6 protein-coding genes are annotated in these 5252 nt (G+C 34.6%); 4 read left to right on the forward strand and 2 right to left on the reverse strand.

Translation table 11 applies throughout. The features are described 5' to 3' along the window. Positions 1–307 precede the first annotated feature (307 nt). Positions 308–1237: a TerC/Alx family metal homeostasis membrane protein gene (locus Megvenef_RS07325; protein WP_322777308.1), complete on the reverse strand. Its 930-nt coding sequence runs from the start codon at positions 1235–1237 to the stop codon at positions 308–310. A 277-nt stretch (positions 1238–1514) separates the two neighbouring features. Next, positions 1515–1640, reverse strand: coding sequence for a type B 50S ribosomal protein L36 (gene ykgO / locus Megvenef_RS07330; protein WP_322777309.1), 126 nt, complete (start codon positions 1638–1640; stop codon positions 1515–1517). Between the two features lie 198 nt (positions 1641–1838). On the opposite strand from ykgO, the gene Megvenef_RS07335 reads away from it, so the two are divergent. The 4 genes from Megvenef_RS07335 to Megvenef_RS07350 all read left to right on the forward strand — a co-directional run bounded on the left by Megvenef_RS07335 (position 1839) and on the right by Megvenef_RS07350 (position 5083). Beyond that, on the forward strand, positions 1839–2534 hold the full coding sequence (locus Megvenef_RS07335; protein WP_322777310.1) for a phosphatidylserine decarboxylase: 696 nt from the start codon (positions 1839–1841) through the stop codon (positions 2532–2534). An 18-nt stretch (positions 2535–2552) separates the two neighbouring features. Then, positions 2553–3320, forward strand: a complete 768-nt coding sequence (locus tag Megvenef_RS07340) for a CDP-alcohol phosphatidyltransferase family protein (protein ID WP_322777311.1) — start codon at positions 2553–2555, stop codon at positions 3318–3320. Next, a complete protein-coding gene (locus Megvenef_RS07345; protein ID WP_322777312.1) occupies positions 3317–4369 on the forward strand; it encodes an HlyD family secretion protein in 1053 nt (350 codons plus the stop codon). Before Megvenef_RS07340 ends, Megvenef_RS07345 begins: the two co-directional genes overlap by 4 nt. 189 nt (positions 4370–4558) lie before the next feature. Continuing rightward, entirely contained in the window at positions 4559–5083 is a 525-nt protein-coding gene (locus tag Megvenef_RS07350; RefSeq protein ID WP_322777313.1) for a hypothetical protein, read from the forward strand. Positions 5084–5252 lie beyond the last annotated feature (169 nt).

Genomic DNA, 5252 nt, shown 5'->3' on the forward strand with positions numbered 1-5252 from the left:
TCTTATGGATTTGACCAAGCTTTTTATCTTGCAACCCTTATATTTGTTGCCTTGTGGGAGTTTCGGTGGATGGACTAACTCTTATACTAAAATCTTATTTTTAATCGCTATCGCTATCCATCTCTTCATCGGAAGAATTCCCCAATACATCGACTTCTTCTACAACTTGACCAGGAGTAGTACTTAGTTGCTTGTACACAGCTACCCCGGACTTGACCCGGGATCTTAGTAGGCATATGGAAGCTCTAGGCAAAAGAGGCGGGCTTGCCAAATCAAGTTCAGCATGACCTTTATCTCATCTCTTCCATTAGCCGAGTTTGCTCTCTCTATTTTTCATTACTAGTGAAACCAAAACTCCAAGTACTAGTAGCACGAATGTGACTACGAGAGGGATGTATTTAGGAATGTCTATAAAATGGCCAGCAAATATTTTCACTCCAATAAGAATTAAGATGAGTGCTAGGGAGTATTTTATGTACTTAAACCTTTCGACTATATCAGCAAGGCAGAAAAATAGTGCTCTGAGTCCAAGAATCGCAAAAATATTTGAGGTATATACTATAAATGTATTCTGAGTAATAGCAAAAATAGCTGGAATACTGTCAATGGCAAATACCAAGTCCATGAACTCAATAGTTATTAAGGCCATAAGTAAAGGTGTCGCAAATACTTTACTGTTTTCAACAACAATGAACTTATTTCCAACTAACTCTGGATATATATTTATCTTTTTCTTTAAAAGCTTATACACATACATATCATTTATATCAAAGGAATGATTGTTTGCTAGATAGAGTGTTTTTATTCCGGTAACGATAAGAATTGCTCCAAAGATAAACAATAACCAACTAAATTTAGCCAGCAGAATTGCTCCAGCAGAAATCATTATTGCTCTAAGGATAATAACACCTAATATGCCCCAAAATAAGACTCTATGTTGGTATTTAAGAGGGATTTTAAAAAAACTAAATATGATTGAGATTACAAAGATATTATCTAAAGACATGGCTTTCTCAAGTAAAAAGCCAGTAAAATAATCATGAGCTGGACTTGCGCCGATTGCATAATGGATATACATGCCAAAACAGCATGCGATTGTGATATAAAATAAGCTAAGAGACAAGCTTTGTCCAAGGGTCATGACATGATCACGCTTATTTAGCACTCCTAGATCAAGAATAAGTAAAGTAATTACAATTGTTCCAAAGACGGCCCAATATAGTGAGTTAGTTTCCATAATGCGTGATATAAATTAATTAATACTAAAGAGATTAAACCTTGACCCGGTATCTTTTTTCTAGCTCATGAGATCCTGATCTTAGCTCAGGATGACGGCATTTAGTCATGCCTGGCTTGTTCCGGCATCTCATTCTACCTTTAGATAAAGAAGATAGATAAGAAAAAAGAGCGTGAGAGAGTTAGATTAATTTGATGAGTATTGTAGAAACCATAAAATAAGGGAGAGTAACCAGATACGTTCTCTCCCTTATCGAGTCTTACGAATTAATGTAAGTTTAAGCCTGCTTGGCTTTAAATCTTTTATTTACTTTATTAATAACAAGAACTCTACCTTTTCTTCTTACTATTCGGCAGTTCTTATCTCTAGCTTTTAAAGACTTTAACGATTTAACAATTTTCATGACCGCCTCTATAATTTCAGCTTTTGCATTTATTTTGGTGCATTATAAACATAATTAGTGATAGTGGTCAAGATAAAAACAGCTCTTGTAATGGCAATACTGAAATTAAACGGCAAGTAGATTGATTTGTTCTTGACCGCTTCGAACAAGAAATTTATCATCATCCGAACATTGAAACAAAAATTTAGGAGAAAATCTATGAAACCTTATAGCGACCTTGCAAAGATAATTCACAGAGAAGGGTATATATTCATAATTATTTTTGCGGCAGTAACTTTTGTTTTAGGCTCATTTAGTTCTACACTAGGTTGGATTGGGGGCATTTCTACCATTTGGTGCGCATATTTTTTTAGAAATCCGGAAAGGGTGACTCCGGTAGGTGACGATCTTATTATAAGCGCAGCTGACGGAATTGTTCAAAAAATTACTGAAGTTATTCCTCCGGTAGAGCTTAATTTGGGAAACGAAGAAATGATTAGAGTCAGTGTCTTTTTGAATATTTTTAACGTTCATATTCAGAGAGCGCCAGCAAACGGAAAAATTTTATCACTACATTATCATCCAGGAAAGTTCTTTAATGCGGCTTTAGACAAAGCTAGTATCCATAACGAGCGCCAATCTGTACTCATGGAAACAAACAATGGAACTAAAGTTGCTTTTGTTCAAATTGCAGGGCTTATTGCAAGGAGAATTGTTTGTGATCTAGAAGAAGAACAAGAAGTAAAAGCTGGACAAAGATATGGTCTAATTAGGTTTGGCAGTCGTGTTGATATATATTTGCCAATTAAATCCGCTATCATGGTTTCTGAGGGGCAGACTTGTGTTGGTGGTGAGACAGTGATTGCAGATTTGAATAAAAAGAAGTCAGATCAAATAAAATTTGAAGTTAGATAATATATTTAGGGGTTTAATTTGCTAAGATTTAAACGTAAAAGGTTAGGTATCAGGCCAGTACCGTTTACAAAGCTACTGCCGAACATAATCACTTTAATAGGGTTAATTATAGGAAGCAGTTCAATTAGATTTGCTCTCGACAGTCGTTGGGAAACGGCTGTGTATTGTATATTAATTGCAACGATAATTGATGGACTTGATGGCGGAGTTGCAAGAATGCTTAATGCTACTAGTCATTTCGGAGCTGAGCTTGATTCATTATGTGATTTTATGAATTTTGGTTTATGCCCAGCAATGTTAATTTATCTTTGGTCTTTTCAGCAGTACGAGTACAAAGTAATATCATGGGCGTCTATAATGTTATTCTTGGTCTGTATGGCAATTCGGTTAGCACGGTTTAATACAGCAATTGTCCAGCCAAGTGAGATAAAACAAGATGATCGTTTTTTGCTAGGAGTTCCAGCGCCTAGCGGAGCCGTTCTTGCTTTAATTCCGTTGATTTTAGATTTTGAATTCTCTCCCCTTTTTGGTGAGTTTAATCTTAGGAATCATACGTTGCTTATTAATCTTTATATTGTAATTATTGCTTTGTTGCTTCCAAGCAGATTACCCACTCTGTCTTTAAAGAAAATACAGATAAAACAGGAATATTTATCACTTTCCATGATTGTTTCTGCAGTTATTATAATAACAATTGTTATATATCCTTGGTACTCGCTGCCGCTAGTTGCTATACTTTATGTATTATCTATACCAGTATGTATGTATGTAACTCGTAAATTATGATGAACAAAGCCATTGAGTCACTAATTGACAAATTCAATTCTTATCGTTATGCAAGGTATATATCCGTTGCTGCATCACTATTACTTTTATTTTTTACTTATGAGATATATGTTTGGGCAAAAACTCAATCAACTGATAATGCATATGTAGAAGCGGATATCTCAAGCATTAGTTCCGAAGTCAATGGCGTAATAGATAAAGTATTGGTTAAAGAAAACAACGTCGTTGAGGCTAACCAAATAATAGCTAAAATCAAAGATGATGATCATAAAGCTAATTTCAATAAAGCTAAGGCTGATCTTGATGGGGCAAGGCGAGATATAGAAATGATCGAGCAAAACATTAAGATCTCAAATATTGAACAACAGAAAACAGATGAAGCATATCAGTTTGCTGTTGAGAGCTTTAAGATTTCTGAGATTGATTACAAAAGAATTAAAGCACTAAGTAAAGATAATTTTGCTAGTAAGAAAAACGTTGATAGTATTAAAATTTTGTTTGAAAAAGCTAAAAGTGATCTAGCTCAAGCGGAGTTCAATATGCAGACAAGTAAAGAAAATCTTACTTTGCTTGAAATAAAGCGCTTTGCTGCGATGGCAAAATATAACACCGTTTCTTCTGAACTTGATTTAGCTAAGAGAGCTTTGGATAATACCGTTATTCGTTCTCCAATAAGAGGTATGATAGGTAATAGCTCTTTAAGAGAGGGAAACTATATACGCGCTGGCAGTGTTTTGTTTTCTGTTGTTCCGATTGATGAGTTGTATATAAAAGCTAATTTTAAAGAAACGCAAATTTCCAAATTCAAACTAGGCATGAAGGTTGAAATTTTGGTTGATTCTGAGAAAGGGGAAAAAATTGAAGGAGAGATTCGGAATGTTTCTCCGGCAACTGGTGCTAAGTTCAGTCTTCTTCCTCCTTCAAACGCTACAGGCAATTTTACTAAAATAGTGCAGAGGGTACCTGTAATTATTGATTTCCAAGTTCCCGAACGTGTCAAAAACAAGATAGTTCCAGGCATGTCTGTGTTTGTAAAGGTCAGAACTTGATTTAAGTTTTATATAAATGCTCCCTCTTATTGCTGTTAACCCCTTATTGAAATCTCATTAGTTGTCGATCCTGTCCAGCAGACTGGAGCTATTATAATGTTAGCCATATTGACAAGAAATTTTTAGATTATTACAATTATATAAGCTATTTTAAACTATTTTTATTCACATTTTATATGAGGTAGGTTTATGACTAGGTTATCAGTACAATCAAATATAATAAGTTTTATCTTTGGGATATTTTGGTATTTTTCTCTTGGCTCTTATGCTCTTGCTACTACTCGGGATAACCCCGAATGGAAGGAAACGATAAGTCAATTTGAACTAATAAAAGATTCTGTAGAAAATTTGGAAACAGAAGGGACTGTACTTGGTGTTTTATTGCAGCAAAGTGGTAGAAATATTAATGAGCTCCTAGAAGATGACAAGAAGACTCTAGTATCTTTTGCAATTAAATACAAAGCACCAGTAAAGCTTAAAAATGAGGCCCATGCAAAAGAAAGAACTATTACTCAATATGGGTTATATAGAATGCTGGATTCTAGAATTCAATCGTATCTGGAAAAACATAGAGGGGACAATCTTAAAATTATGTTTGCTCAAAGCGACCCTATATTGATCCAGTTTATCGTAGGTAAAGAAGCTATATCAGCGCCTGTGCTGCTTACTGATACCATAGATAAAAAGTGGCAAAAGCAAAAGAAAAGCCAATAAAAATAGGTATAAAACCAATTCCTTAGATTATAGAGGGTAACAACTTCAATAGTAACTATATTTATGGTGGGACCGAGAGGATTTGAACCTCCGACCTACGGATTAGGAATCAGAAAGTCTAGTATTTATCTACTTTTACAAAATTATATAATCCTTTACAAAATATAGC

Source organism: Candidatus Megaera venefica (genome assembly GCF_034554655.1).
Taxonomy (GTDB): domain Bacteria; phylum Pseudomonadota; class Alphaproteobacteria; order Rickettsiales; family Rickettsiaceae; genus Megaera_A; species Megaera_A venefica.